The following is a 26,239-nucleotide window of genomic DNA, read 5'->3' on the forward strand; positions in this document are numbered from 1 at the left end:
CAAACCCTCCTGTTCAACCCAAATTGGATGCGTTCAGTTGGTCTGCGTGTTGGTCGCGCTTACTGGAATTTCCTGAATATCAGAGGTACCGCGGCGCACTTTGACAACCGGCTTGGGCGCGCCGTCTTCGACGGGCGAGTTTTCCAGCATGATGTCGCTAAGACGGATGGCCTCCAGCGGCTTGTCTTCTTCGATCTGCAACGAGCGCAGAGAAAGGCTCAGCTGACCGGCCTTTTGTGCCAGCGCAAGGCGTTGACCTTGCTCGGGCGACACCTCAACAGTCACTGTGCGCGCGATGCCGGGCTGATCCAGTTCTTCATCTGCGGTCTGGTCAACACCGATCACACGGATGTTCTGAAGGATTGTGACAGCGCGCAGAGAATCGTTTTTCCCACGTGTAAGGACAATGTCGACAAAATCGCCCGGCGTGACAAACCCCCCGACACCGGTTTGCGCATCCACATTGATTGCCATAGCGCGATTATTTTCACCAAGTGTTTGTACAATAGTCACTTTCTCACCGAAATCGGAGACTTTGGACGCCAGCAAAAGCTCGCCTTGTGTCAGGGCGCGTTTCGCCCGGCGCGGTTCACTACCGTTTTGCGGAAGAACCTGGTCAAAGCTTGTAAATACGCCAGCTGGCACCGATTCTGCCGGCCACTCAATTGTTGTCAGCTTATATCCTTCGATCGGCGTTCCGAACGGAATAGCTTCGGCGACGGCCACAACGCGTACAATACCCGTATTTGCTTGGGCCTGACTTCTGGACATCTGATCCTGAGCCAGCATCACGGCACCACCGGCCAGTCCAACCCCCAAAATGGTCATCATCAATGATTTAATACGCATTGTTTCCTCCAATTCGGGGTTGCGGAATGATCTTTGGCGCTTGTGGAGAATTACCCAAAAGCAACTCGAGAAATTTCTGTTGTTGGTTCCCCGCCGCCTGGCGGGGAACCAAGTGTGTTTGCTTCGACCTTGTTACGGGGTCGGGGTCTGTGACGCCACGGTATTGGCCGACGTGAAGTTGCCCTGAGTTGTGGTACCCAAGCCATTCAGGGCGGCGCCGCCAACAGCGATGGCGATGAACAGCGCGATGCCATATTCAACCAGCGTTGCACCGCTTTCATCGCGACGCAGCTTTGCAAAAGAAGTACGAATTCGTTTCAACATTACTTGTTACTCCAGTCTGTTTTCCTTGAGAGCGCGAATTGCGCGCCGACCCGAGGGTGACCCCCTAGCCTGATTAATAGGTACCAAAGAGGGGGTCGGGTAACCTCCCCACAAACGAAAATGTTTTCCCGTTTAACGTGTGTTTCTTTTCGCTCTCGTCGATTTTCAGACAAAATTTCGACATTCTTTGATCGGTGTTTTTTTGAAAATTCGATTCCCAATTAGCTCTATGCCTGTGAAAACAAAAAATAATTCCGATTCGCTTGGATATTTAGGGAACATTCAAGAAAATGCACCACGTAACAATTAAAAACCCGACTCGAATCAGCGCGACGGTGCACTACTCGCAGCGTACAAAAATTACTGTCGCAGAACGTGCGATCCAACTGTCAACTTGGCCACCGCAAACACCGCCTCGCGCGCACGAATTCGGCGGCTCAGGCCCAGAACAGACTGACCACTAAATCCGCTTGTCCGGAACCCTGACGGCGAACTCGAGTCGGCGACCGTTGCCATCGAACCGACTTCGCAAACCGTACCGCCACTCCACCTATTGGAAGGGCCAAAACAAAAGTGAAGGGCCAGCGGATCTTTGGAAGCTGAACGATAGATTCGTTCATTCATCAAGATTAACGCAACATAAACAACATGTTGCAACTATGTTCATCAAGCAAACCTCATACTCGCCGATAGATTGAGTGGCAGGAGTTTCACCCAACCTCGCAGAGGGAGCGCAGTATGCTCAAGAGATCCGAAGGAAGTTCTCTCGACTTAGCCAAAGTCGTTTTCAAACGCTCAAACACTGTTCTTCGACTCGAAAACTCACTCTCCAGAACCGCAGCCGTAGGGCGCTTTCCTCCGGTCGAAAATGCATTGATGGAAATCATCAAGAACAAGCATCTGAGAGAAGCCGGAAAGAAAGACTCGCGCGTCAGGTTGAGTACAAATTGACAATTAGAATCCGCCCGCAAATCGGATCTGTTTATCGTCAATAATTTCGAGAACACGTTCTCTCAAACTTCAAACATTAATCCTTTGTTCAATTGGGCATTTTGCACACAGATATACGTACGTTTCCGCAAATATTTTGCCGAAAACGTGAATTGATTCTGGAAACAAAAATTACAACTTAAAGTTTAGTGTGTTATATCCCCAAAAGCGACCTCACGGCGGCTTCCACTTCATCTGTCACTGGTTTATTCGCCGCATCTTCCAGCGCTTCTCTTTCCGCCAGCCTCTGGTCCTCGACCTGTTCACTCAGATCATCAACCGTCGACACGGCCTCGTCGTATTCAACGGCGGCCGTCCTCTCATCGGTCAGGTCTTCGGCGGTTTCGACCGCGTCGTCCAAGTCTTGTCTGGCCTGATCAAGCTGATCCTCAAGATCCGGGTTCGATCCTTCGGTGTTTTCCAGCGCCTCTTCCAATTCCTCCACGCGTGCCGCGCTTTCCTGGACATCATTCAGGGCGTCGGACAATTCCGCGTCGATTTCGGACAATGAGCGGTCGGGGGCCTCCAGACCGTCCAGAGCAGCTTGTGCGTCCTCCAGATCCGCCCTCAGCTCATTGCCTTCCAGAACCGTGCCTCGGTATGTGGCTATGCGCCCAACCCGCGAATGCGGCGCTGCGTTCTGCAATGCCTGTTCATTGGCATGGGCCGCGTTCAGAGCACCCAGTTCCGAAGGGTGGGCCTCCAGCAGTTCCTCAAATTCTTCGTCTTTGTACTGAGGGCGCACGGTTGGTCGCAGGGATGTCGTGACCAGATTGCTTTTGGCGGCTTTTCGATGGGTCTGAACAGTCTTGCGTTCTACCCTCGCCTTTTTCGTTCTGGATTTCTGCCCGCCGAAGACCGCTTTCAATGACCAACCGTTGGTTTTCTTTGTCCCGGACTTCGTAGCACCTGACGCCTTTCCAGAACGCTGGGTTTTGGACGCAGTTCCCTTGTCTTTGGATTTTCCCTTGGAATGGCCGGAAGCGCCGGAGTCTGACTTGCCCTTGCCGCCACCATTTCCTTTGCCATCGGAACCACCTTTGCCGTGGCCGCCACCCTTGCCTTCTTTGGCGTAGACAACATCCGGGGCTGCGACAGTCCCCAAAACTGCCGCAGAGCCCAAAAGGGCCAAAGCAATGGAAGACGCTTTAAGTATGCAGGACGATCTGACTTTCACTACTTCCCCGGAAGATCCAAATACGATCCCCCACTCCACATTTGTGCCACGTTGAATCGGCACACTCTGAACACGAATCACTGGTTAACCAGCTCAGTTGACGGCATATTCCCTGAACGGACACATAACCGTCTGTTCATCCTCGGTTCACATTCAGGTCGGTAGGTTCTGGTCCGGCTTTTTGCTCAGAGTGTTTTGATGAAGAACTTACTGACCATCGCTTGTGTTTTTTCCCTTTTCCTGGCCGGAGAAGCGCATGCGGCTGCGCAGGAGCTAAAGCAGTCGGAACTGCGCAAAGCGACGAGTTCAGGAAAAGCCATCCGGCTGAAACGTGTCATCCGTGGCGTCGAAAGGATTTACGGCGGTACGCCTGTTGATGCGCGGGCGTTTCGAGCGGACGGCATTTATTATCGGATTCTGGTCAAGAAACCCACTGGCAAGATTGTCAGCGTGATCGTGAATGCCGAAACCGGCGTGGTCGTATCCAACCGATCCACCGTCGGGGTCGAGATATCAAGGGCCGCGCGCACCACCGCAACCACAACTCGCTCCACGCGCGCTAACGAAGTGTCCAGCAATGCTGGCGCTCAAGGCAATGCTGGTGGAAATAGCAGCGGTAACGGCAATACAAGCGGCAGCGGCAACTCAGGCGGCAGCGGTAATGCCGGCGGCGGCAACTCAGGCGGCAATGGTGGTTCCGGTGGTGGTAACTCCGGTGGAAGCGGTAATGCAGGTGGCGGCAATTCGGGCGGAAACGGCAATGCAGGTGGCAATGGAGGAGGCAACGCTGGCGGAAACGCCGGCGGCAACAGCAACTCCGGCGGCAATGGTAGTGGCAACTCCGGCGGCAGCAACGGGAATGGTAACTCGGGCGGAAGCGGAAGCGGCAACTCAGGTGGAAACGGCAACTCGGGCGGAAACGGTAACTCGGGCGGAAACGGTAACTCGGGCGGAAATGGTAACGGCGGTGGCAGGAGGTAAGAGTTAAACTTGTCCTTTCACGCGCCCCAATTTGTTAATAGAATTTCAATATGAGAGTATTGCTGGCAGAAGATGAACCTCACCTGTGCGACCAGGTAAGAAAACTACTCAGCGCTGAAGGCCGAGTGGTAGATGTAGTTCACAACGGCGTCGAAGCCCTACATTTAGGGTCTACTGAGCCTTATGACATGATTATTCTGGACATTGGTTTGCCCGAACGTGACGGCATTTCTGTGCTTCGGGACTGGCGCAATGCCGGTATCACGACCCCTGTTCTGATCCTGACCGCCCGCGACGGCTGGAGCGAGCGCGTAGACGGGCTGGATGCCGGGGCGGACGACTATATGGTCAAACCGTTTCACATGCCCGAGCTGGCAGCCCGTGTGCGCGCCATCCTGCGCCGCCAGAGCGGTCAGCTTAACCCGGTGATCGAGATGGGGAATGTGTTTCTGGATACCCGTACTGGGCGGGTCTCGGTGGACGGCGTTCCGGTCGATCTAACGGCGCAGGAGATCGCCGTGCTGACCTATCTGGCCCATAATGCAGGGCGCATGATTTCCCGCACGGAACTGTCGGAACATATCTATGAATATGACGGTGATCGGGATTCCAACACTATCGCCGTGTTTATTAACAGGCTGCGCAAAAAGCTGGGCCCTGAGCTGATCACAACGATCAGAGGTCGGGGTTATATGATAGACACAACCTGATGCTTTCTCTTCGCGAACGGGCGCTGCTGGGCGGGGTTGCTTCGGGGGCTGTCTCGGTTGCGATCGGACTGATTGCAGTGCTGTCCTATATCAATTCCCGGGTGCTGGACCGCTTTGACGAAGCCCTTGAGGACCGTCACACGCAACTGGTTGTCGGGCTCAGCGTGACCACTCAGAACCCCGCAGCGCTTGGGGACCTTCTGTTTGATCCGGACTACAGCACGCCCTATTCAGGGCGCTATTGGCAGGTGACGAACAGCACCGGCGATGTATACACCTCGGCCTCGCTGTTTGACGAAACCCTGGCCGAACCCCGGTCCATATCTGATGGGCCGGTGATCTGGGACACGATGGGTCCCGGAGACGAGATTGTGCGCAGTGCCTTTCAGGAAATCACCTATGAGGACGGCACCGTCTGGGGCGTCAGCGTCGCCGAAAACAAAGAGCAGCTTCTGGTCGAACGGCGCGTCGCACAGCGCAGTCTGATGCCTGTCTTTGCGCTGGTCGGTTTGATTGGTGTGGCCAGTTCATTGCTGCTGATGAGCGCCATTATCGGGCCACTGCGCACGTTGCGTGCCGATGTTTCCCATCGGTGGGAGCGGGACGAGGACCTCAAACCCGAGAACTATCCTGGCGAAGTGTCGCCATTGGTGACGGATTTGAACCAATTGCTTCTGCGAAATCGAGAAATTATCGCCGGATCGCGGCGCCAAACAGCCGATTTGGCGCATTCTTTGAAGACTCCTGCGACGATTCTGCGCAACGAATTGCTGAATTTGTCCGACAGCGGTGCCTCAACCGATGTGGCGCAGGAGGCTCTGGATCGGATTGATGCGCAGATCGGTCGCTCTCTGGCGCGGATGCGTGCGGCGAATTCTGCTGAACTAACGCATTCACGCACCAACCTGTCCCAATCCATAAACAGGTTGTCGCGGCTGTTTCTGATTATGGCCGAGCGGGAAGGGAAACTGTTCAGCGTCACCAGCCCGAAAGATGTCTGGATCCGCATGGACACGCAGGACATTGAGGAAGTGATCGGAAACCTGTTGGACAACGCGTTCAAATGGTGCCGAAAGTCCGTCAAACTCTCTGCCGAAATCCATGAGGACGGGATTGTCATTCGTGTCGAAGATGACGGCCCCGGCATTCCCGAAGAAGCCCGCCGCGAGGCACTGCGGTCCGGCGGCCGTCTGGACACCAGCGTCGCTGGGACCGGGCTGGGTCTGGCGATTGCCGTGGACCTGCTGAACGCGTACGGAGCCAAACTGAGCCTCGACACGTCCCGCAGCCTTGGGGGTCTTGAGGTTCGGGTCGTGCTACCGCCAAAAGGAGTCGCGAAAACGCTGGCTTCAGATATGAGTTGATCGGCGTCGTCACCGACCTGACCGAAGTTTGGTTTCAACTACATCGGATCAGAAGTCCAGATTTTCGACGCTCAACGCATTTTGCTGGATGAATTCGCGGCGCGGTTCGACCACGTCGCCCATCAGCTTGGTGAACAGATCGTCGGCCTCGACCATATCGTCCACACGCACTTGAAGCAGAGTGCGGGCATCTGGGTCCAGCGTGGTTTCCCAAAGTTGGTCCGGGTTCATCTCGCCCAGACCTTTGTAGCGTTGCAGCGACAAGCCTTTTTCGCCCTCTTCCAGAATCGCGCGCAGCAGGTCCAGCGGGCCGTGGATGACCTGAGACCGGTCTCGGCGGACCAGGGTGGCGGGGGTGTTGTAGACCTCTTGCAGGCTTTGGGTGAAGCTGCCTGTCTTACGCGCCTCGCCCGAGCGCAGCATTGGGCCGTCCAGCGTCCGCACCTCTTCCACGCCGCGCAGGATACGCGCCAGACGGATGCCGTGGTCCTGTGTGATCCGGCCCTGCCAGCCACGCTCATATTCCAGCGCGATCAGGTCCAGACGGGCGGCGACCTTGTCTGCCACGCCTTGCAGGTCGGCATCAACAGCGCCCGGAACGAATGCACCTGCGACGGCGGCTTGCTCCAGAATGTGGCGCGGGTAGTGGGTTGGGAAGGCGTCCAGAACGCGCTTCAACTGGCGCGCCTCGTCAACCACGCGGGTCAAGTCCTGACCGATGATCTCTTCACCAGAGCCAAGCTTCAGCACAGCCCCTTCGACGCCCTGATTGATCAGGTAGTCGTCCAGCGCCGCTTGGTCTTTAAGGTAAACCTCTGATTTACCGCGCGAAACCTTATAAAGCGGCGGTTGCGCGATATAGAGGTAACCGCCCTCGATCAGTTCCGGCATCTGACGGTAGAAGAAGGTCAGCAGCAGCGTCCGGATATGCGCGCCGTCCACATCCGCATCGGTCATGATGACGATCTTGTGGTAACGCAGCTTTTCGATGTTGAACTCATCTCGGCCAATGCCGGTGCCCAGTGCCATCACAAGGTTGCCGATTTCCTGCGACGACAGCATCCGGTCAAACCGCGCGCGTTCGACGTTCAGGATTTTACCGCGCAGAGGCAGAACGGCCTGAGTCAGACGGTCGCGACCTGTCTGGGCCGAGCCGCCCGCCGAGTCACCCTCGACGAGGAAGACTTCGGTCTTGGACGGGTCTTTCTCAGAACAATCCTTCAATTTCCCGGCCAGATAGTTCACGTCCATCGCCGTTTTGCGGCGCGTCAGCTCGCGGGCTTTGCGGGCGGCTTCACGGGCCAGAGCGGCTTCGATAATCTTGCCGACGATGCCCTTGGCCTCATTCGGGTTCTCTTCGAACCATTCGGCCAGTTTTTCGTTCATCAGACCTTCGACCGCCGGGCGAACTTCGGACGACACCAGCTTGTCCTTGGTCTGGGACGAGAATTTCGGATCGGGTACTTTGACCGACAACACACAGGTCAGACCTTCACGCGCGTCATCGCCGGTGAAGCTGACCTTTTCCTTCTTCGCAATCCCGCTGGACTGCGCGTAATTGTTGATCGTGCGGGTCAAAGCCCCCCGGAAACCCGCCACGTGGGTACCACCATCCCGCTGCGGGATGTTGTTGGTGAAGGGAAGAACCGTCTCGTGATAGCTGTCATTCCACCACATCGCGATCTCAACGCCGATATCGTCGCGTTCACCCTTGATGTAGATCGGTTCGGGCATCGCCGGCGACTTGGAGCGGTCGAGATATTTGACGAATTCTTTAACGCCACCCTCATAGAACAGCTCGGTTTCCAGTCGCTCTGCCGGGCGTTCGTCGATCAGGATGATCCGCACACCCGAGTTCAGGAAGGCCAACTCGCGCAAGCGCTTCTCGAGCGTCTCAAATGAGTATTCGAGGTTCGAAAACGTATCAGTCGAAGCCAGAAAGCGCACCTCGGTTCCGGTCCGGTCGCCGCATTCCTGAACTACCTTCAAGTGTTCGGCCGTCTCGCCACCCTCAAATCGCGCGACATGTTCCTTGCCGTTGCGCCAGACGCGCAGTTCCAGCCAATCAGACAGGGCGTTCACCACCGAGACACCCACGCCGTGCAGACCACCCGACACCTTGTACGAGTTGCTGTCGAACTTACCGCCCGCGTGCAGCTGGGTCATGATGACCTCGGCAGCCGAGACGCCCTCTTCGGGGTGAATATCCACTGGAATCCCGCGCCCGTTATCGCTGACCGAAACACTGGAATCGGCATGGATTTTGACCGTCACATGGTCGGCGTGACCGGCCAGAGCCTCGTCAATTCCATTGTCGACAACCTCATACACCATATGGTGCAGACCCGAGCCATCATCGGTATCGCCGATATACATACCCGGACGTTTGCGGACCGCCTCTAAACCTTTGAGAACTTTAATGGAATCAGCGCCGTATTCTTGTGGTGCCTGTGCGTCTTCGGACATGCCGTTAGTACCTATATTATTTTGGTAACTTATACGTTTTCTGGTAGGGATTGTCACGCATTCCCCCAAGATTTTGTGGTTTGGAGCGGGATTTTTTGCGGATCACAGCCGATCCAGATCCGCCGCGATATCCGCCGCGATTTCCGCTGCGTTCACGTCGTCCCGCTCGGCCGACAATCGCAGCCCCAGAAGGTCGGATTGATAGCGCGCGGCAAGGCGATCAGGGTCGTGGTCGCTGCGGATTTCTCCGGCTTCCTGTGCGCGGCGAAACAGGTCTGCAAAACAATCCTTCATTGCAACCATGTGAGTCCGGGCTTCTCCGGCCAGATCATGACCCCTGGCCTGCAACTCTGCATAGGTTTTCGAAAGCATGCAGGCTTTGGTTGGCAGCTCCGACGCTTCAACCACCAGACGCGGCTGGGACTTGAGCGCCCCCAAGGGTCCCAGTTCATCTGCCAGCGCCTGCATGTTGGCGACCCCATCCCGCGCATAGCGCTCCAAAGCCAAAGCATAGAGCGCGTCCTTGGACCCGAACGCCGCATAAAAGCTACCGGGTTTCAGCTTCAGCTCCCGCTCCAAATCCTTGAGCGACGTCCCGGCCCAGCCATGACGCCAAAAAATGTCACGGGCCTGCGCGATCAGCGTATCGCGGTCGTATGAAGGTTTACGAGGCATCAATTCACCAATTCTTGAACGCTCACTCAAATATATACTTGAGTGATCACTCAATAAACCCTATTTCTGACTCATCGCGCCAGAAACAGGAGTTCCGATATGGCCAATTTCCCGTCTCACGACCTCGAAACCGCCCCCGAAGGCTCGAAACCGCTGCTGGAGAAATCTCAAGCCGCCTTTGGCCGCCTGCCCGGCCTTCACAAAGTGATGGCGGAAAGCCCCCAGCATCTGGAAGGTTATCAGGTTCTGCACGGTCTCTTCCTGCAAACCGACTTCGACAATGATGAGAAAACTGTCGTCTGGCAGACAATCAACGTGGAAAATGAGTGTCACTATTGCGTTCCGGCCCACACCGGCATCGCCAAGATGATGAAGGTATCCGACGACATCACCGAAGCGCTGCGCAACGAAACTCCGCTGCCAAGCGCCAAACTGGAAGCGCTGCGCACCTTCACTCTGCAAGTGATGGAAAGCCGCGGCAACCCGACCGAGGAACAGCTGCAAGCGTTCTTTGATGCCGGTTATTCACACCGCGCTGTGCTGGACGTTGTACTGGGTCTGGCTCAGAAAACCATGTCAAACTACGTCAATCACATGGCCAAAACGCCGGTGGACCAGGTTATGCGCGGCTTCCTGTGGGAACGCAAAGTCAGCGAACCTGCCTAAGCAGTAACGATCGAGCCCTCATCGCCTTCGGCAACAACCAGCGTCTGGGCTCGGTCTTCCAACTCTGCAAACAGTTCAGGCCCGGTACCCGTCATCCAGGCCTGAGCCCCCAGCGCACAGATCTCGTCATAAAGCGCTGCGCGCCGTCCGGCATCCAGATGCGCGGCCACCTCATCCAGCAACACGATCGGAGGCGCACCGACCTGCTTGGCCAACGCCCGCGCGTTTGACAGGATCAGTGAGACAAGCAATGCTTTCTGTTCGCCAGTCGAACAATCCTTCGCGGGGACACCCTTGGCCGCAAATACCCCATAAAGGTCAGACCGATGAGGCCCGACCAAAGTCCGCCCCGCCGCGAGATCGCGGAACCGGCTTTCATTCAAAGCTTCCTTAAAGTCCTCAGTGGTTTCCGGCATCTCCCCTTCGGTCTGAACCAGTTCCAGATCAGCCGAAGGAAACGCCGTCTCAGCCTGCTCCTGAGCCGCGCGCAGATGCTCTAGCGCCGATAGACGCGCTGTGTGGATGCGATGACCTGTATCAGCCATCTGACCTTCCAACGCCGAATACCAATGCGCGTCCCGAACCTGTTCTTTCAACAGCCGGTTCCGCTCGCGCATTGCTTTCTCATACGTCAAAGAAGCCTCAGCATGGTTTGGATCAAAGCTCAGCGCAATCCGGTCCAGAAATCGCCTGCGTCCTTCAGCCCCTTCGATCCAAAGCCGGTCCATCGAGGGTATCAACCACACAACACGCGCGAGTTTACCCAACTCAATCTGGCTGGAAACCTTCTCATCAATCCGAACCTGTCGCGCCGCGCCGCCCTCGGACCATGTTTCGATCTCGTACCGCTGCCCATGCGATTGCAACAGACCGGACAGCTTCCACCCCAGTGCTTCGGGCCGCCGCGTCATCTCAGCCGCACTCGCCCGCCGCATCCCGCGCCCGGGCGAGAACAGCGACACAGCCTCAAGAATATTGGTCTTACCGGCCCCGTTTGGCCCATGAATCGCAACCGGCCGCCCATCCAAAGACAGCCGCGCCAGCTTATGAGACCGAAAATGCGAGACCGTAAGCTCGGTCAGGGCCAGCGCCATGACCCCACCCTTCTTCTTGTCAAAAATACGGTCGCCGAAGGCATCGCGCGCCAGCGCGATCAGACGCGCATCGGCATGACAACGTAAACTGCGCTCTGGTCATTGCCCTCGCGCATCAGGGTCGGATCCCCTGCCGAGTTGAACATGAACACGGCATTTTCACGATCCACCTGAGATGCAATCTCCAACAGATACTTGGCGTTAAACCCGATTTCCAACCGTTCGTCGCCATAGGCTACAGCCAGCTCTTCCTCAGCCGCGCCACTGTCAGGGGCGTTCACCGACAACACCAGCTTGTCTGCATCCAATTGCAGCTTCACCGCGCGCGAGCGCTCAGATGATACAGTCGCAACCCGATCCACGGCCTGCGCGAATTCGGCGGCGTCCACTTCCAACTGGCGGGTGTTGCCTTGCGGAATAACCCGCGTGTAGTCAGGGAAAGTGCCATCGATCACCTTAGAAGTCAGGGTGATATCCGGCGTCGCAAAGCGCACCTTGGTTTCGCTGACGGAAACCGCGATATCCATCTCATCGTCGTCCAGCAGCTTGCGCAGCTCACCCACAGTCTTGCGCGGAACGATCACGCCCGGCATGTCCGCCGCACCATCAGGCAGGTCCGCATCAATACGCGCCAGACGGTGGCCATCGGTGGCGACACAGCGCAAAACCTTGCCGCCTTCAGACCCATCTGCCACGTGCATGTAGACACCGTTCAGGTAGTACCGGGTCTCTTCTGTCGAGATCGCGAATTTCGATTTGTCGAACAACCGCCGCAGCAGAGCCGCCGAAGCAGTAAAGTTCGATTGGTATTCCGAGGACGCCATCACCGGGAAATCCTCTTTCGGCAGCGTCGCCAGCGAAAAGTTTGACCGACCCGCCTCAACCGTCAGACGCCCCGCTGCACTGTCAGCGGTCAGGGTCACAAGCGCCCCGTCCGGCAGTTTGCGCACAATCTCATGCAAGGTTGTTGCGGCCACGGTGGTGGCACCCGCCTTTTCGACCTGCGCCGGAGCCTTGTCGACCACTTCGATATCCAGATCGGTGGCGCGGAACATCGCTTGGTCGCCTTCGGCCTCGATCAACACATTGGCAAGGATGGGGATAGTATTGCGACGTTCCACAACAGATTGGGCCTGGGAAACGGCCTTGAGAAGGGTGCCGCGTTCGATGCTGATCTTCATACCCTCAATTCCTCTGACTTGCGTGCCGAAATGGGCGGGACTGGCACGTTAGCGGTTCCACCCTGAGGCACAAGGATTTTTTATGGTTTTCTCGGTCGTATTACCCGATGCGTCAAGGGGCGCGTGGCGGCTTGGGCACAGTTCCTGACTGATCGTGGGCTTTACCGCACAAGAAAACGCCCCGGTCCTGTTAGACCGAGGCGCTGACTGAGTGGTAGGGGATAAGGTTCAGGCTTCCAGCGACCGGCGCAGCATTTCCACATCTTCGGCGATCTGGCCGTCCGTTGTTTTCAGCTCTTCGATGCGCTTGACGCCGTGCATGACCGTAGTGTGGTCACGCCCGCCAAATCGGCGACCGATCTCGGGCAGGGACCGGCTGGTCAGCTGCTTGCACAGATACATCGCCACCTGACGTGGGCGGGCATAGGATCGCAGGCGCTTGGGGCCGATGATGTCCGACAGGCGAATATTGTAGTAATCCGAAACCTTCCGCTGAATCTCTTCAACGGTGATCTTGCGCTCGGACGCGCGCAGCACATCGGCCAGACAATCCTGAGTCAGTTCCATGTCGATCTCGCGACCGACCAATGAGGCAAAAGCAAACAGCCGCGTCAGCGCACCTTCCAGCACCCGGACATTGGTCGAGATACGATGGGCCAGAAACTCCAGCACCCCATCGGCAATGGTCAGGTCGGGATAGGTGCTGCTGTATTGCTGCACCTTTGTTTGCAGGATGCCCAGACGCAGTTCGTAGTCGGTGGGATGCAGGTCTACGACCAGACCACATTGCAGGCGCGATTTTACGCGATCTTCCAGATCCTTGATCTCACCCGGGGCGCGGTCGGCAGAGATGATGATCTGTTTGTTCTGGTCCACCAGTGCATTGAAGGTGTGGAAGAACTCTTCCTGAGTGGAATCCTTGCCAGCGATGAACTGCACGTCATCCACCATCAGAACATCGACCGAGCGGAACAGATGTTTGAAGTCCATCATCCGACGCTCGCGCAGGGCCTGCACAAAGCGATACATGAACTGCTCTGCGGACAGGTACAGCACGTTCAGCTCGGGGTGCTTGGTTTTCAGCTCCCACGCGATGGCGTGCATCAGGTGGGTTTTACCCAAACCAACGCCACCATAGAGGACCAGCGGATTAAAGGTGACAGGTCCGCCTTCGGAAACCCGGCGCGCAGCGGCATGGGCCAGTTCGTTGGGCTTGCCGACGACAAATGTGTCAAAGGTAAAACGGGCGTCAAGCGGCGCTGCCTGCAGGGACTCAAGCGCGTCATTACCAACTTCGACCTGTTGCGACAGCGGCGCGGCGCGCGGCGTTTCGTCGACGGCAACTGGCGCGGGTTCGGCTGACGGGCGCGCAGGAGAATTAGCCGCGACGCGGAATGCCAGCCGCTGCACGGTTTCCCCAGCGGTGTTCATCTCATACAGAATCAAGTCCGCAAAATTCTGGCTCACGTAGTTGCCCATGAAGTTCGTCGGCACCGAGAACACCGCCACACCGTCCTGCACCTCTTGAAATTCCAGAGGTTCAATCCAGGTGGTGTAGTTGTTCTTGCCGATCGCCTTGAGCAGTTTGTTACGTAGTAGTCCCCATTTTTCTTGTGTCATTAAGCGCCTCACGCATCCCATTCTTTATTGGCCTGACGGCCTTATCACTCAGACCCGGTTGCCCGGTTTTTTTGGAATCACACGCAAAGGGTACCCATGCGCCGAATCGCAGAGATTCGGCGGGACTGTCCCGAAAGTCAGCACGGCCCGACCAGTGAGCGCCCGAGAAAAGACGCCCCGTAAACCGGGTTGCGCATCGCAATCAAATTTTTCGACAGGGCTCAGACCTTCGAGTTCCGAAGACCTTCAGCAGATTAGCAAGCCAGCCTGAACCAGCTACCAACATTCGTTTCCCAACCGTCCTGATGCCCGTCAGTAAAGTCGTGAAACAGCCTGTCCCCCCAAGCGAGTGAATCGCTGTATCCTTGGTAGCAAGAGGCCACCGCTCACGGCAATGAAACTCTGATATTGACTCGGGTCTTTCGGCGAAAGAATCTCTCGTCTTCGTGAAGGCGCGACTTTCAGGCAACAGCAACAAAAAGGCGCCACGGATTGTGACGCCTTTGTGAACAATTCAGCCCTGTTTTGTTGACCTAAGGTCAACCACAGGGATTTAACCCAGTGCTTTCACGCGTGCCGACAGGCGCGACATTTTCCGCGAAGCGGTGTTCTTGTGGAAGACGCCTTTGGTGACGCCGCGCATCAGCTCGGGCTGAGCAGCGCGCAGAGCAGCGGTTGCCGCGTCCTTGTCGCCGGATTCGATCGCTTCTTCGACTTTGCGCAGATAGGTACGGATGCGCGAACGGCGTGCTTTGTTAACTGCAAAACGCTTTTCGTTCTGACGAGCGCGTTTCTTTGCCTGGGGCGAGTTTGCCATGTGTTTCTGACTTTCGTTCGGTACGGTTATCTCAAAAAGCGCGTCACGGAAAATCCGCACCGGATCAGAATCACGAGTGTGAGTCGGGCCAAGCGGGCCGCACGCGCATGTATAGCGGCGCTAGTTATCCAAGTTTGCCACCTTTGCCAAGCTGATTCTTTTCCAGTGCTTGGCAGGCACAAAAAAGGCGGGCCGGACCCGCCAGTTTTGCGTTGCTGCGCGTTTTACTTGTCGCGGAACTGGGCCGCGCGTTTTTCCAGGAAGGCCGCCATGCCCTCTTTCTGGTCTTCGGTCGCGAACATCGAATGGAAAACCCGGCGTTCAAACAGCAGCCCTTCGCTGAGCGTGACTTCGTAGCTGCGATTGACGGCCTCTTTGGCGGCCATTGTGCTCAGCTGCGATTTCTCGGCAATCTTCTGGGCGGCGCCGACGGCTTCTTCCATCAGCTTCTTGGCAGGAACGATGCGGCTGACCAGTCCGGCACGCTCGGCCTCTTCAGCGTCCATGAAGCGGCCCGTCAGATTCATGTCCATGGATTTGGACTTGCCCACAAAACGCGTCAGGCGTTGCGAACCACCCAGACCGGCAATGACGCCCAGATTGATTTCTGGCTGGCCAAATTTGGCGGTATCGGCAGCAATGATGAAATCGCACATCATCGCAAGCTCACAGCCACCACCCAGCGCATAACCAGCGACAGCTGCAACGATCGGTTTGCGGATCGCATTGAACCGGTCGTTCACATCACCGAAGAAGTTTCCGTCGAACACGTCGACAAAGCTCAGCTCGGACATTTCCTTGATATCGGCACCGGCGGCAAAGGCCTTGTCCGACCCGGTGATGACGATGCAGCGCACCTTGTCATTGGCGTCTGCCTCTTCCAAAGCGGTGCATAATTCCGTGATCAGTTGCGAGTTCAGCGCATTCAGCGCGTCCGGTCTGTTGAGCTTGATAAGCCCGACGTGGTCTTCGATTTCGACGATGATCGTCTCAAAAGCCATGAGGTGTAAGCTTCCGGTTGTTCCGTTCAGGTACGATTCCTTATCACGCGAGAAAGCTGGATCAAGCTATCTTTGGCATTGCGCACAGTAGAAGGATGAGCGACCGGACTGGGTGATTCTTTTCACCTCTGCACTGCAACCATCGGTTCTGCACGGCTCACCCTCGCGCCCATAGACGTCAAAGCTGTGCTGAAAATATCCAAGTTCTCCATCGGCTTGGCGGAAATCGCGCAGGGATGAGCCGCCCGCTTCGATGGCATCCTGCAGCACCTGGCGGATGATCGGCACCAGGGTCGCAACACGCGCGGCCGAAATCTGTCCGGCTTTGCGACGTGGCGACACCCCGGCGCGATAAAGGGCCTCACAAACGTAGATATTGCCCAATCCGGCAACGATTCCCTGATCCAGAAGCGCGGATTTGACCGGAGTGTTCTTCCCTTTGAACGCATCCATCAGGTGCTGTTCGTGGAAATCATTGCCCAAAGGCTCGGGCCCAAGAACCGACAGCAGTTTGTGTTCCTCAGCGGTGGCTGTCGGCAGCAGGTCCATCGCCCCAAACCGGCGCGGGTCGTTAAATGTCACCCGCGCACCGTTGGCCATGTGAAACACCACATGGTCGTGTTTCTCGGGCATCGGATGCTCATGCGCGAACTGTCCCAACGGATCACCCGATACGGTCATGCGCCCCGACATGCCCAGATGAATAAGCAACGTCTCACCGCTGCTGAGATCGGCCAGAATGTATTTCGACCGCCGCCGCAAGCGATCAACGCGCTGCCCGGTCAGTCGTTCGGCCATTCGATCCGGAAAGGGCCAGCGCAGATCGGGCCGGTTCACATCCGCCCGTTCGATCACCGCTCCCTCCATTGCGGGTGTCAGGCCGCGTCTTACTGTCTCGACCTCGGGTAATTCCGGCATTACACGGCTCCTATTCCAAAGGGCCGCATTGTGCCGGCCTTTTATGGCCCTATAACAGAGGCGAAATTCGACAAACGGCAAGGCAAATGTCCGACAGCAACGACAAGACCACTCATTTCGGGTTTGAAACCGTGCGCGAGGCTGACAAGGCCGGACGCGTGCAGGGCGTGTTCAACTCGGTCGCCTCGAAATATGACGTGATGAATGATGTCATGTCGATGGGCATTCACCGGGTCTGGAAAGACGCGATGATGGACTGGCTTGCGCCTCGTCCGGGTCAGCGCCTGCTGGATGTCGCAGGCGGCACCGGCGACATCTCGTTCCGCTTCCTCAAACGCGCGGGCCACGGCCACGCCACCGTTCTGGATCTGACCGAGCCGATGCTGGTTGAAGGCCGCCAGCGTGCTGAGGCCGACCAGATGTCCGACAGCCTGAACTGGGTGGTCGGCGACGCAATGGCGCTGCCGTTCGAGGACAACACCTTTGACGTCTACACAATCTCGTTTGGCATCCGGAACGTTACCCGCCCGCAAGAGGCGCTGAACGAAGCATTCCGTGTGCTGAAACCCGGTGGCCGCCTGATGGTGCTGGAGTTCAGCCAGTTGCCCAATGACGGGCTGCAAAAGCTCTATGATCTCTACAGCTTCAACGTCATCCCGCGCATGGGCAAGCTGATCGCGAATGATTACGACAGCTATCAGTATCTGGTGGAGTCGATCCGCAAATTCCCGGATCAGGATACTTTCTTGAACATGGTCCGCACCGCCGGGTTCGAAAACGCCAAATACCGCAATCTCAGCATGGGTATCGCCGCGCTGCACTCCGGTTGGAAGATTTAATGCGCGGTCCTCACAACATCATTCGCCTGATCCGCACAGGCGCCACGTTAGAGCGCACGGGTGCCATGAACGTCGTGCTGGACGCATTCGAAGCCCCGCCCGCCTTGCGTTTCGTGGCCCATGCCCTTGGCAAGCCGTTTCAATGGCTGGGTTACAAAGGTGATCCCGCCATGCCGCCCGCCACACGAGCTCTGACGGCTCTTGGTCCGGCGTATATCAAGTTCGGTCAGGTGCTCTCGACGCGCCCGGACGTCGTCGGCAATGAGCTCGCAGCCCAACTGCGTGTGCTGCAAGACAAGCTGCCGCCCTTTTCCCGCACCGAGGCTATGGCCGAAGTCACCAAAGAATTGGGTCAGCCCGTCGACGAGGTTTTCTCGGAGTTCAGCGAACCCATCGCCGCGGCCTCGATCGCGCAGGTCCACAAGGCCAAGCTGACCAGCACAGGCGAGGATGTGGCCGTCAAAGTCCTGCGCCCCGGGATCGAACGCGCCTTCCGCAAGGACGTGGACGCCTTTTACTTCGCCGCCCGCATCGTGCAACTCTTCGCCCCCGGCGCGCGCCGCCTGCGGCCGATGGAGGTGATCGAACATTTCGACGGCGTCGTGCGCGGTGAGCTTGACCTGCGTCTGGAAAGCGCCGCCGCCTCGGAATACGCCGCCAATACCAAAGACGATGCCGGGTTCTGGCTGCCGCCGGTCGTCTGGTCACTGTCGGCGCGCAGGGTGATGACGCTCAGCTGGGCCGACGGTGTCGCGCTGGGGGACAACGACGCGCTGGATGCTGCGGGCCACAACCGCCGCGATCTGGCCGAGCGCGTCCTACGCATGTTCCTGCTGCACGCTCTGCGCGACGGCTATTTCCACGCCGATATGCACCAAGGCAACCTCAAGGTCGCGGCAAACGGGGACATCATCGCCTATGACTACGGCATCATGGGCCATATCGACGAATACACCCGCCGGGTCTATGCCGAGATCCTGTTCGGCTTCATCCGCCGCGACTACAAACGCGTGGCCGAGGTCCATTTCGAGGCCGGATACGTTCCTGCCAACCAGGATGTCGACGAATTCGCCCGCGCCCTGCGCGCGGTGGGTGAGCCCATCTTCGGCATGGACGCCTCTCACATCTCGATGGGTCGCCTGCTGAACTACCTGTTCGAAGTCACCGAACGGTTCGGCATGGAAACCCGGACCGAACTTATCCTGCTGCAACGCACCATGGTGGTTGTCGAAGGCGTCGCCCGGTCGCTCGATCCGCATATGAACATCTGGGAAGTCGCACGCCCCGTGGTCGAGGATTATATCAAGCAAACCATCGGCCCGCGTGCCGCGCTGCGGGATTTTGGCAAAACGGCGATGGTGCTCGCCCGGTTTGGCCCGCGCCTTCCAGCCTTGGTCGAAAACGCCCTTATTGCGCAGACGCAAAAAAACGACCCCCCAAAGTCGCCTCTATGGTCCTCTGCGCTGCCCGCAGCCATCGGTGCGGTTGTTGGCGCAGCGCTGGTCCTGCTGCTCAACGCACTCAGCTAAAGCCTGCCCGATTCATCTGGCCAAAATACCTTCGGGGAGAATCGCGCCCACGCGCGATGGGGGGCAAACAGCCCCCCCTGCCCGATCTCCGATCAGAGCCGCTCAATGGCCAGCGCAATCCCCTGACCGCCACCGATACACATCGTCACCAACCCTTTGGACCCACCTGTGCGCTCCAACTCATACAGCGCTTTCAGAGTAATGATCGCCCCGGTCGCCCCGACCGGATGCCCCAGCGCAATCGCTCCACCATTCGGATTCACCTTCGCAGAATCCAACCCAAGCTCTTGATTCACAGCAAGAGCCTGAGACGCAAACGCCTCATTGCTTTCGATCACGTCAAAATCACCGACCGACAATCCAGTCTTTTGCATCAAGTTCCGCACTGCCGGAACCGGGCCAATGCCCATCACCTCAGGCCGCACTCCGGCATGGGCGTAACCCAACACACGCGCTTTTGGCTTCAACCCGGCTTTCTCCGCCGCATCTGCCGTCGCCATAACCATCGCAGCAGCACCGTCGTTGATGCCCGAGGCATTGCCCGCCGTGACACGTCCATCCTTCTGGAACACCGGGCGCAACCCGGCCATGGCCTCTGCGGTCGTCGCCTTGGGATGCTCATCGACTTTGAAATCAACCATGTCCCGCCTGACCTTGACCTGCACCGGCGCGATCTGGCTGTCGAAATGCCCTGCCTCAATCGCCGCCGCTGCGCGGGTCTGGCTGGTCATGGCAAACTCGTCCATCTGCGCGCGGCTGATCTGGTGTTCGTCGGCGACATTCTCCGCCGTCACGCCCATATGCCCGGTCCCAAACGGACAGTTCAACGCCCCCAACATCATATCCAACGACGTGACATCGCCCATCTTCGCGCCCCATCGCGCCTGAGGCATGATATAGGGGCTGCGCGACATGCTCTCGGCACCGCCTGCAACTGCAAACTCTGCATCCCCCAGCATCAGCGCCTGCACCGCGGACACAATGGCCTGCGCGCCAGAACCGCACAAACGGTTCACATTCATCGCCGGCGTGCCGTTGGGAATCCCGGCCTGCATCGCCGCGACGCGCGACAGGTACATATCGCGCGGCTCGGTATTGATTACATGGCCGAACACCACATGCCCGATCTGCGCGCCCTCAACCCCAGATCGTTCAAGCGCGGCTTCGGTCGCCACAGTGGCCAGATCAATCGGCGCGGTTGAGGCCAAGGCCCCACCAAAAGTACCAATGGCAGTACGCGCGCCGTCAAGAATAACGATATCCGTCATAAGCTCTCCTCCTGGATTCGCGCCACTATGCACCCGCAGCATCCCGCCTGTCCCATAAGACGTCCCGTCACGCGCAGAATTGACATCTCTCCGCTCAACCCGCATGGATTCCGTCATGACGGAGAATACAGACGATATCCTGACACGCCTGCCCGCCCGCCTGAAAGAGGCACGCCGGGCCAAAGGCCTGTCGCTGGAAGCCGTAGCCAATCTCAGCGGTGTATCCAGATCCATGGTCAGCCAGATCGAGCGGGGCGAAAGCAGCCCGACCATCTCGACCCTGTGGAACCTGACCCGCGCCTTGCAGGTGGATTTCGCAGGCCTGTTGGAAGAAGCAAAAACCACCGATCAGATCGAAGTGTTGCATAAGGCCGAAGTGCCCAGCATCGACAATATGGGCCAGAATTGCCGTATTCGCATCCTCTCACCGCCTGAAGAGGCGGGCGGACATGAGGTTTACGACATCCAGTTCGATGCCGATGGCGCTCTGACCAGTCAGCCCCACGCGCGCGGTGCGCGGGAACAGTTGACGGTGCTAGAGGGCGCAGTCCGTGTGACCTCAGGTTCCGCAGTGTCGGATTTGCGGCAAGGGGACACGGCCCGGTATGCGGCCGATGTCGCCCATTCCATATCCGCCGACAAACCCGCGCGTGTGTTTCTAATCGTCAAGAACGCCTGAGCTCGGCAAATTTCCGTCTTCACGGAAATTTTTCCTTCATCTTGAAATTCCCCTATTTGGGAATCATATCCGCTATGTTAGATACGCGACTCAGATGAACGGAGACCGCCATGGCAGATGCATTCCTGTCCCACATCACGGACACCCTCGCGCAGATCGAATCCGAGGGGTTGTATAAGCGCGAACGAATGATCACCTCGCCTCAGGGCGGTGAGATTACGGTGGGCGATAAACAGGTCATCAACCTGTGCGCCAACAACTATCTGGGTCTGGCCGATCACCCGGCGCTGATCGACGCCGCCAAAGGCGCGATGGAGCCCAAGGGCTTCGGCATGGCCTCGGTGCGCTTTATCTGTGGAACGCAAGATATTCACCGAGAGCTTGAACAGAAGCTGGCGCAATTCCTGAACAAGGACGATGCGATCCTGTTCGCCGCCTGTTTCGACGCCAATGGCGGGCTGTTTGAACCTTTGTTAGGGCCTGAAGACGCGATTATCTCGGACAGCCTGAACCACGCTTCAATCATCGATGGGGTACGCCTGTGTAAGACCAAGCGCTATCGCTATATGAACAACGATATGAACGACCTCGAAGCCTGGCTTAAACAGGCGCGCGAGGACGGGGCGCGGCATATCATGATCGCGACCGACGGTGTTTTCTCGATGGACGGTTATCTGGCCAACCTGCCGAAAATCCGCGAACTGGCCGACAAATATGACGCCATCGTCATGGTGGATGACTGTCATGCCACCGGCTTTATGGGGCCGAATGGTGCGGGCACGCCGGATCACTTTGGTGTCGATGTGGACATTCTGACGGGAACCTTGGGCAAGGCACTTGGCGGGGCAATCGGCGGTTATATCGCCGGGCCGCAGCCAGTGATCGACCTTCTGCGGCAGCGGGCGCGGCCCTATTTGTTTTCTAACTCGCTGCCACCCTCCATTGTCGCTGCCGGTTTGGAAGCCATCCGACTGGTCGAACAGGGCGACATGCTGCGCGCGCAACTGTTCGGAAACGCCAAATACTGGCGCGCGGGGCTGGAGAAGCTGGGCTTTGATCTCCTGCCCGGGGAACACCCGATTGTCCCGGTGATGCTGGGTGAGGCGACCTTGGCGCAAGACATGGCCGCCCGTCTGTTTGACGAAGGCGTCTATGTCTCGGGCTTTTTCTTCCCCGTCGTCCCGCGCGGGCAGGCACGGATTAGGACACAGATGAATGCGGCTCTAACAAAGGACGAATTGGACCGTGCATTGGCGGCCTTCGGCAAGGTCGGCAAAGAGTTGGGAGTGATCTGATGCGACCCAACACGATGAAAGCCTTGGAGAAATCCAAACCCGAAGAGGGCTTGTGGATGGTTCAGGCTCCGGTCCCCGAGATCGGCCCCGAGGAAGTGCTGATCAAAGTCAACAAGACCGGTATCTGCGGGACGGACATTCATATCTGGAACTGGGATGAGTGGGCCGCGGCCACCGTGCCGGTCCCGATGATCACCGGCCACGAATTCGCCGGTGAGATTGTCGAACTGGGCCGCAACGTCACCGGGCTTGAGATCGGCCAGCGTTGTTCCGGCGAGGGCCATCTGATCACCACCGACAGCCGCCAAAGCCGTGCGGGCAAGTTCCATCTCGACCCCGGCACGCGGGGGATTGGCGTGAACGAGCAAGGCGCCTTTGCGCAGTATCTGAAACTGCCCGCCTTCAACGTCGTCCCGTTGCCGGACGACGTGCCGGACGAGATTGGAGCCATCCTCGACCCCCTCGGCAACGCCGTCCACACCGCACTAAGTTTCGACCTGCTGGGCGAGGACGTGCTGATCACCGGCGCAGGCCCGATCGGTATCATGGCTGCCGCCGTTGCCCGCCACGCCGGCGCGCGGCATGTGGTGATCACCGACATAAACCCCGACCGCCTGAAGCTGGCCGAACATGTGGTGCCGACGGTGCGCACCGTTGATGTGTCCAAGGAAGACCTTCAGGACGTTATCGCTGAACTGGGCATGAAAGAAGGTTTCGATGTGGGCCTTGAAATGTCCGGCTCGCAAATCGCGCTGGATCAGATGGTCGAAGCTCTGGTGATGGGCGGCAAAATCGCCCTGCTGGGCATCCCGCCCGGGAAATCCCCTGTGGATTGGTCCCGCATCGTATTCAAGGCCATCACCATCAAGGGTGTTTACGGCCGCGAAATGTTCGAGACCTGGTACAAGATGATCGCCATGTTGCAGAACGGTCTGGATGTCAGCCGGGTCATCACACACGAAATGAAAGTCGACGATTTTGCCCAAGGCTTTGCTGCGATGAAATCGGGTCGGTCGGGCAAGGTGGTGCTGGACTGGACCTGACGCTCTGGCACCGCGCGGGTTTTGATCCTAAACATAGGAAAACCCGCGCGTTGGGAGGAGCACATGGGCGACAAGGACAGGTATCTGGAACGCGGGATCGAGGAGTCGCTCGTTACCGATTTCGCGCAGACCCATCGCAAGAGCTATGGTGATTTCCTTCAGCTCAAGACCCTGTTGAACCTGCAAAAGACCTTTCAGGACCCCGCACAGCCTGATGAGATGCTGTTCATCATCATCCATCAGGTCAGCGAGCTTTGGCTGAAACTGATGCACCACCAATTGGTCGAGACCCGCCATTTCCTGCAACAGGACGCATTTGGCCCGGCGATGAAGAACCTCGATCGGGTGAAAGCAATCCAACGACAGATGATCGCAGCGTGGGAGACGCTGCTGACGATGACGCCGGCTGATTATATGACCTTTCGGCAGGCATTGGGCAGTTCCTCAGGCTTTCAAAGCTATGGCTATCGTCAGATCGAGTTCATTCTGGGCAACAAGGATGCCTCGACCCTGAAAGTCCACCAACATGACTCTGAGGTCATGGCGATGCTGAATGACGCGCTGACCAAACCGTCGCTCTATGACGAAGTGCTGTTCATGCTGGCCCGTCAGGGATTCGACGTGCCGCAAGACCTGCTGGACCGCGACTTTGCGCAGCCTTATTCCGGCGATCCGCGCGTGGTCAAAATCTGGGTGCAGGTTTTCCGCGATACGGACCAGTATTGGGATCTTTACGCGCTGGCTGAGAAACTGATGGATGTCGAATCCCTGTTCCAGCGCTGGCGTTTTGATCACGTCACCGCGGTCGAGCGGGTAATCGGCAATCAACCCGGCACCGGCGGCTCCAGCGGTGTGTCTTTCCTGCGCAAAGCCTTGGATTTACGCTTTTTCCATGATCTCTACGATGTGCGCACCGAATTGATGTATGCGGATCAGGAGTAAGCGATGCTGTACCGGGGTTTCACGCAGGAAGAGTTGGATCAGGAATACTCACCCCGCTCGATGATCGGCGGCGACCTGACCCCCTATCTGGACAGCTACGCTGCACTGAGCGCGCAACATCGGGCGCAGATGGACGTGATCGGGAATGTCTCATACGGGGACGGAACGGCCCAGGTGCTGGATTTCTTCCCAGCCAAGGGTACAGGTGCGCCGCTGCACGTCTTTATTCACGGCGGCTATTGGCAAGCCCTCAGCCAGCGCGAGTCGGCGATGATGGCCCCGGCGCTGATTGAGGCCGAGCACTCCTTTGCGACACTGAACTACACGCTCGCCCCGGATGCGCGAATCGGAGACATGATCGACGAATGCCGCGACGCCTTGCTGTGGCTGGCGGCCAACGCGCCTGATCTGGGCTTCGACCCGTCGCGGATCACTTTGTCCGGCCACAGCGCCGGTGCGCAATTGGCGAGTATGGTCATGGCGACTTCAGCCGACGCACTGGCCCGCGCCGGGTTGCGGGTGCGCGATGTGATCCTGATCAGCGGGGTTTATGATCTGGAACCGATCAGCCTGACGCCGGTGAACGACCCGCTGCAACTGACCCCGGTTGAGATCCAAGACCTCTCCCCTATCCGTCACCTCCCGCCCCCCGGCCCGCGTTATCACGTGACAGTGGCCGAGCGCGACACGCCAGAGTTCATCCGCCAGAGCCGGGACTATGCTGAACTGCTGCGGAAAGGCGGCCATTCGGTCAGTTTCGAGCTTAAACAGGGGATGCAGCATTTCGACATCATCATGCATCCGGCGACGTTTTTGCCCGCATCGCGATAGTCGCAAGGGCAAACGCCCGGCAAACCGGGCCTTGGCAACAAAAACCGACTAACCCGTTTCGAACTGGGTACCTGTGGCACAGGTAAATGTCTCCGGTTCGAGCCGGATTAGCATACCCAAGGCAGTCCTATTATTGACGCTTTTTCCGGTTGTTGGATATTCCTTACGTTCGATGTTTCTGAGGCAGAACCTTGACACGATAGTTAAGTTAAAGTTCTGAGTATAAGGCCAAAAAACTGCCGTATTTCTCAGATACCGATCCAGAAAATGATATTTCAACCCGACGGGATCACGTGCTTGTCGGTATAGCTACTTGGAGAGCGCTTATGTGCGAATTTTGTGCACGGGAATTGAACCCCGGACTCATCGACAAAATGAGAAGCGAGCTTCCTGACAATGTTGCCTCCAACGGCGACGCTAAGGCACTGCTGGTTGCGGCCGTTGTCGGCAGAAATGTGCAACTTCAGGATGAAAGAGTTTTTTTTTCCGGCCCGCTGAGGAGGCGTCCTCTGCCAATGCTTTCGGAGACGAAGCATTTGTCTTTAAAGCCATGGGTGCGGCCAACGGGAATGGCGCATTCTCCGGATTGAAGAACCTCGCGTCATCCAATTTGATGGGACAGGAAACCTCATCAATGTCATTGCAAACCTCAGACGCCTCTGACGCCGTGTTCTGGACCTACTCGACAGACGCATCACTCGAAGATTGGCTTTTCTAGGTCAGATTTGATCAATTGAGTTTAGGCAGAAGGCCGCTTGGCGACCGTTTCTGTACTATACGTATCTTTCACCGTATTGGGCATTTGGTCCGGTTCGGGCTTAAAGAGGGCGGCAATTGGTCAAATCAAACGACATCTTCGTAAGATTTTCTCGAACAACTCGGAACGCAAGACTCGTCGTTCATTTGCAAGTCGTGAATGACTGCTTTTTCCAGCCCGGCCGAGTTTGGAGCAACTTAACCTAGCTTTTCAGCCAGGATTG

The 26,239-nt window shown here is 57.6% G+C and carries 23 protein-coding genes; 11 read left to right on the plus strand and 12 right to left on the minus strand.

Annotated elements, in window-relative coordinates; translation table 11 throughout:
* Nucleotides 1–33 precede the first annotated feature (33 nt).
* The 3 genes from cpaB to ACOQOY_RS10190 all read right to left on the minus strand — a co-directional run bounded on the left by cpaB (nucleotide 34) and on the right by ACOQOY_RS10190 (nucleotide 3,340).
* The gene (gene cpaB, locus ACOQOY_RS10180; protein WP_420585316.1) at nucleotides 34–849 is read right to left on the minus strand and encodes a Flp pilus assembly protein CpaB; all 816 of its coding nucleotides are present in this window, start codon (nucleotides 847–849) and stop codon (nucleotides 34–36) included.
* A 132-nt stretch (nucleotides 850–981) separates the two neighbouring features.
* Nucleotides 982–1,173, minus strand: a complete 192-nt coding sequence (locus tag ACOQOY_RS10185) for a Flp family type IVb pilin (RefSeq protein ID WP_420585317.1) — start codon at nucleotides 1,171–1,173, stop codon at nucleotides 982–984.
* 1,144 nt (nucleotides 1,174–2,317) lie between these two features.
* On the minus strand, nucleotides 2,318–3,340 hold the full coding sequence (locus tag ACOQOY_RS10190) for a hypothetical protein (RefSeq protein ID WP_420585318.1): 1,023 nt from the start codon (nucleotides 3,338–3,340) through the stop codon (nucleotides 2,318–2,320).
* A 198-nt stretch (nucleotides 3,341–3,538) separates the two neighbouring features.
* Between ACOQOY_RS10190 and ACOQOY_RS10195 the strand changes: the two genes are divergently transcribed.
* The 3 genes from ACOQOY_RS10195 to ACOQOY_RS10205 are packed head-to-tail and all read left to right on the plus strand — an operon-like array spanning nucleotide 3,539 to nucleotide 6,395.
* On the plus strand, nucleotides 3,539–4,321 hold the full coding sequence (locus tag ACOQOY_RS10195; protein WP_420585319.1) for a PepSY domain-containing protein: 783 nt from the start codon (nucleotides 3,539–3,541) through the stop codon (nucleotides 4,319–4,321).
* A gap of 50 nt (nucleotides 4,322–4,371) precedes the next feature.
* Complete coding sequence (locus ACOQOY_RS10200; protein WP_420585320.1) at nucleotides 4,372–5,031, plus strand: response regulator transcription factor; 660 nt, start codon at nucleotides 4,372–4,374, stop codon at nucleotides 5,029–5,031.
* Nucleotides 5,031–6,395, plus strand: a complete 1,365-nt coding sequence (locus ACOQOY_RS10205) for an ATP-binding protein (protein WP_420585321.1) — start codon at nucleotides 5,031–5,033, stop codon at nucleotides 6,393–6,395. Before ACOQOY_RS10200 ends, ACOQOY_RS10205 begins: the two co-directional genes overlap by 1 nt.
* A 48-nt stretch (nucleotides 6,396–6,443) precedes the next feature.
* On the opposite strand, the gene gyrB is transcribed toward ACOQOY_RS10205, so the two are convergent.
* Entirely contained in the window at nucleotides 6,444–8,861 is a 2,418-nt protein-coding gene (gene gyrB / locus ACOQOY_RS10210) for a DNA topoisomerase (ATP-hydrolyzing) subunit B (RefSeq protein ID WP_420585322.1), read from the minus strand.
* Between the two features lie 102 nt (nucleotides 8,862–8,963).
* Complete coding sequence (locus ACOQOY_RS10215; RefSeq protein WP_420585323.1) at nucleotides 8,964–9,536, minus strand: TetR/AcrR family transcriptional regulator; 573 nt, start codon at nucleotides 9,534–9,536, stop codon at nucleotides 8,964–8,966.
* Nucleotides 9,537–9,635: 99 nt separating this feature from the next.
* Between ACOQOY_RS10215 and ACOQOY_RS10220 the strand changes: the two genes are divergently transcribed.
* On the plus strand, nucleotides 9,636–10,202 hold the full coding sequence (locus ACOQOY_RS10220) for a carboxymuconolactone decarboxylase family protein (protein WP_420585324.1): 567 nt from the start codon (nucleotides 9,636–9,638) through the stop codon (nucleotides 10,200–10,202).
* On the opposite strand, the gene recF is transcribed toward ACOQOY_RS10220, so the two are convergent.
* The 6 genes from recF to mutM all read right to left on the minus strand — a co-directional run bounded on the left by recF (nucleotide 10,199) and on the right by mutM (nucleotide 16,833).
* Entirely contained in the window at nucleotides 10,199–11,296 is a 1,098-nt protein-coding gene (recF, locus tag ACOQOY_RS10225; RefSeq protein ID WP_420585325.1) for a DNA replication/repair protein RecF, read from the minus strand. The genes ACOQOY_RS10220 and recF overlap by 4 nt on opposite strands.
* 59 nt (nucleotides 11,297–11,355) lie before the next feature.
* Entirely contained in the window at nucleotides 11,356–12,477 is a 1,122-nt protein-coding gene (gene dnaN / locus ACOQOY_RS10230; protein ID WP_420585326.1) for a DNA polymerase III subunit beta, read from the minus strand.
* 228 nt (nucleotides 12,478–12,705) lie between these two features.
* Nucleotides 12,706–14,097, minus strand: a complete 1,392-nt coding sequence (dnaA, locus tag ACOQOY_RS10235; protein ID WP_420585327.1) for a chromosomal replication initiator protein DnaA — start codon at nucleotides 14,095–14,097, stop codon at nucleotides 12,706–12,708.
* A gap of 553 nt (nucleotides 14,098–14,650) precedes the next feature.
* Nucleotides 14,651–14,914 carry a 30S ribosomal protein S20 gene (rpsT, locus tag ACOQOY_RS10240; protein ID WP_170463044.1) on the minus strand — a complete coding sequence of 88 codons (264 nt, stop codon included), beginning with the start codon at nucleotides 14,912–14,914 and terminating at the stop codon, nucleotides 14,651–14,653.
* Between the two features lie 224 nt (nucleotides 14,915–15,138).
* Nucleotides 15,139–15,915, minus strand: coding sequence for an enoyl-CoA hydratase (locus ACOQOY_RS10245; protein WP_420585328.1), 777 nt, complete (start codon nucleotides 15,913–15,915; stop codon nucleotides 15,139–15,141).
* A gap of 66 nt (nucleotides 15,916–15,981) precedes the next feature.
* Entirely contained in the window at nucleotides 15,982–16,833 is an 852-nt protein-coding gene (gene mutM, locus ACOQOY_RS10250; protein ID WP_420585329.1) for a bifunctional DNA-formamidopyrimidine glycosylase/DNA-(apurinic or apyrimidinic site) lyase, read from the minus strand.
* Nucleotides 16,834–16,919: 86 nt separating this feature from the next.
* On the opposite strand from mutM, the gene ubiE reads away from it, so the two are divergent.
* Nucleotides 16,920–17,672 carry a bifunctional demethylmenaquinone methyltransferase/2-methoxy-6-polyprenyl-1,4-benzoquinol methylase UbiE gene (gene ubiE, locus ACOQOY_RS10255; RefSeq protein WP_420585330.1) on the plus strand — a complete coding sequence of 251 codons (753 nt, stop codon included), beginning with the start codon at nucleotides 16,920–16,922 and terminating at the stop codon, nucleotides 17,670–17,672.
* The gene (ubiB, locus tag ACOQOY_RS10260; RefSeq protein WP_420585331.1) at nucleotides 17,672–19,201 is read left to right on the plus strand and encodes a 2-polyprenylphenol 6-hydroxylase; all 1,530 of its coding nucleotides are present in this window, start codon (nucleotides 17,672–17,674) and stop codon (nucleotides 19,199–19,201) included. Before ubiE ends, ubiB begins: the two co-directional genes overlap by 1 nt.
* A gap of 92 nt (nucleotides 19,202–19,293) precedes the next feature.
* On the opposite strand, the gene ACOQOY_RS10265 is transcribed toward ubiB, so the two are convergent.
* On the minus strand, nucleotides 19,294–20,469 hold the full coding sequence (locus ACOQOY_RS10265; protein ID WP_420585332.1) for an acetyl-CoA C-acyltransferase family protein: 1,176 nt from the start codon (nucleotides 20,467–20,469) through the stop codon (nucleotides 19,294–19,296).
* 115 nt (nucleotides 20,470–20,584) lie between these two features.
* Here ACOQOY_RS10265 and ACOQOY_RS10270 point away from each other — a divergent pair, with 115 nt between their 5' ends.
* From ACOQOY_RS10270 to ACOQOY_RS10290, 5 genes are all read left to right on the plus strand, one after another.
* Entirely contained in the window at nucleotides 20,585–21,148 is a 564-nt protein-coding gene (locus tag ACOQOY_RS10270) for a helix-turn-helix domain-containing protein (protein ID WP_420585333.1), read from the plus strand.
* A 110-nt stretch (nucleotides 21,149–21,258) separates the two neighbouring features.
* On the plus strand, nucleotides 21,259–22,443 hold the full coding sequence (locus tag ACOQOY_RS10275; protein ID WP_420585334.1) for a glycine C-acetyltransferase: 1,185 nt from the start codon (nucleotides 21,259–21,261) through the stop codon (nucleotides 22,441–22,443).
* A gap of 14 nt (nucleotides 22,444–22,457) precedes the next feature.
* Entirely contained in the window at nucleotides 22,458–23,486 is a 1,029-nt protein-coding gene (gene tdh, locus ACOQOY_RS10280) for an L-threonine 3-dehydrogenase (protein ID WP_420587233.1), read from the plus strand.
* A gap of 63 nt (nucleotides 23,487–23,549) precedes the next feature.
* Nucleotides 23,550–24,428: a tryptophan 2,3-dioxygenase gene (locus ACOQOY_RS10285; RefSeq protein ID WP_420585335.1), complete on the plus strand. Its 879-nt coding sequence runs from the start codon at nucleotides 23,550–23,552 to the stop codon at nucleotides 24,426–24,428.
* Nucleotides 24,429–24,431: 3 nt separating this feature from the next.
* A complete protein-coding gene (locus ACOQOY_RS10290; protein WP_420585336.1) occupies nucleotides 24,432–25,259 on the plus strand; it encodes an alpha/beta hydrolase in 828 nt (275 codons plus the stop codon).
* Nucleotides 25,260–26,239: the final 980 nt, after the last annotated feature.

This window comes from Ruegeria sp. (genome assembly GCF_965221235.1).
Taxonomy (GTDB): Bacteria; Pseudomonadota; Alphaproteobacteria; order Rhodobacterales; family Rhodobacteraceae; genus Ruegeria.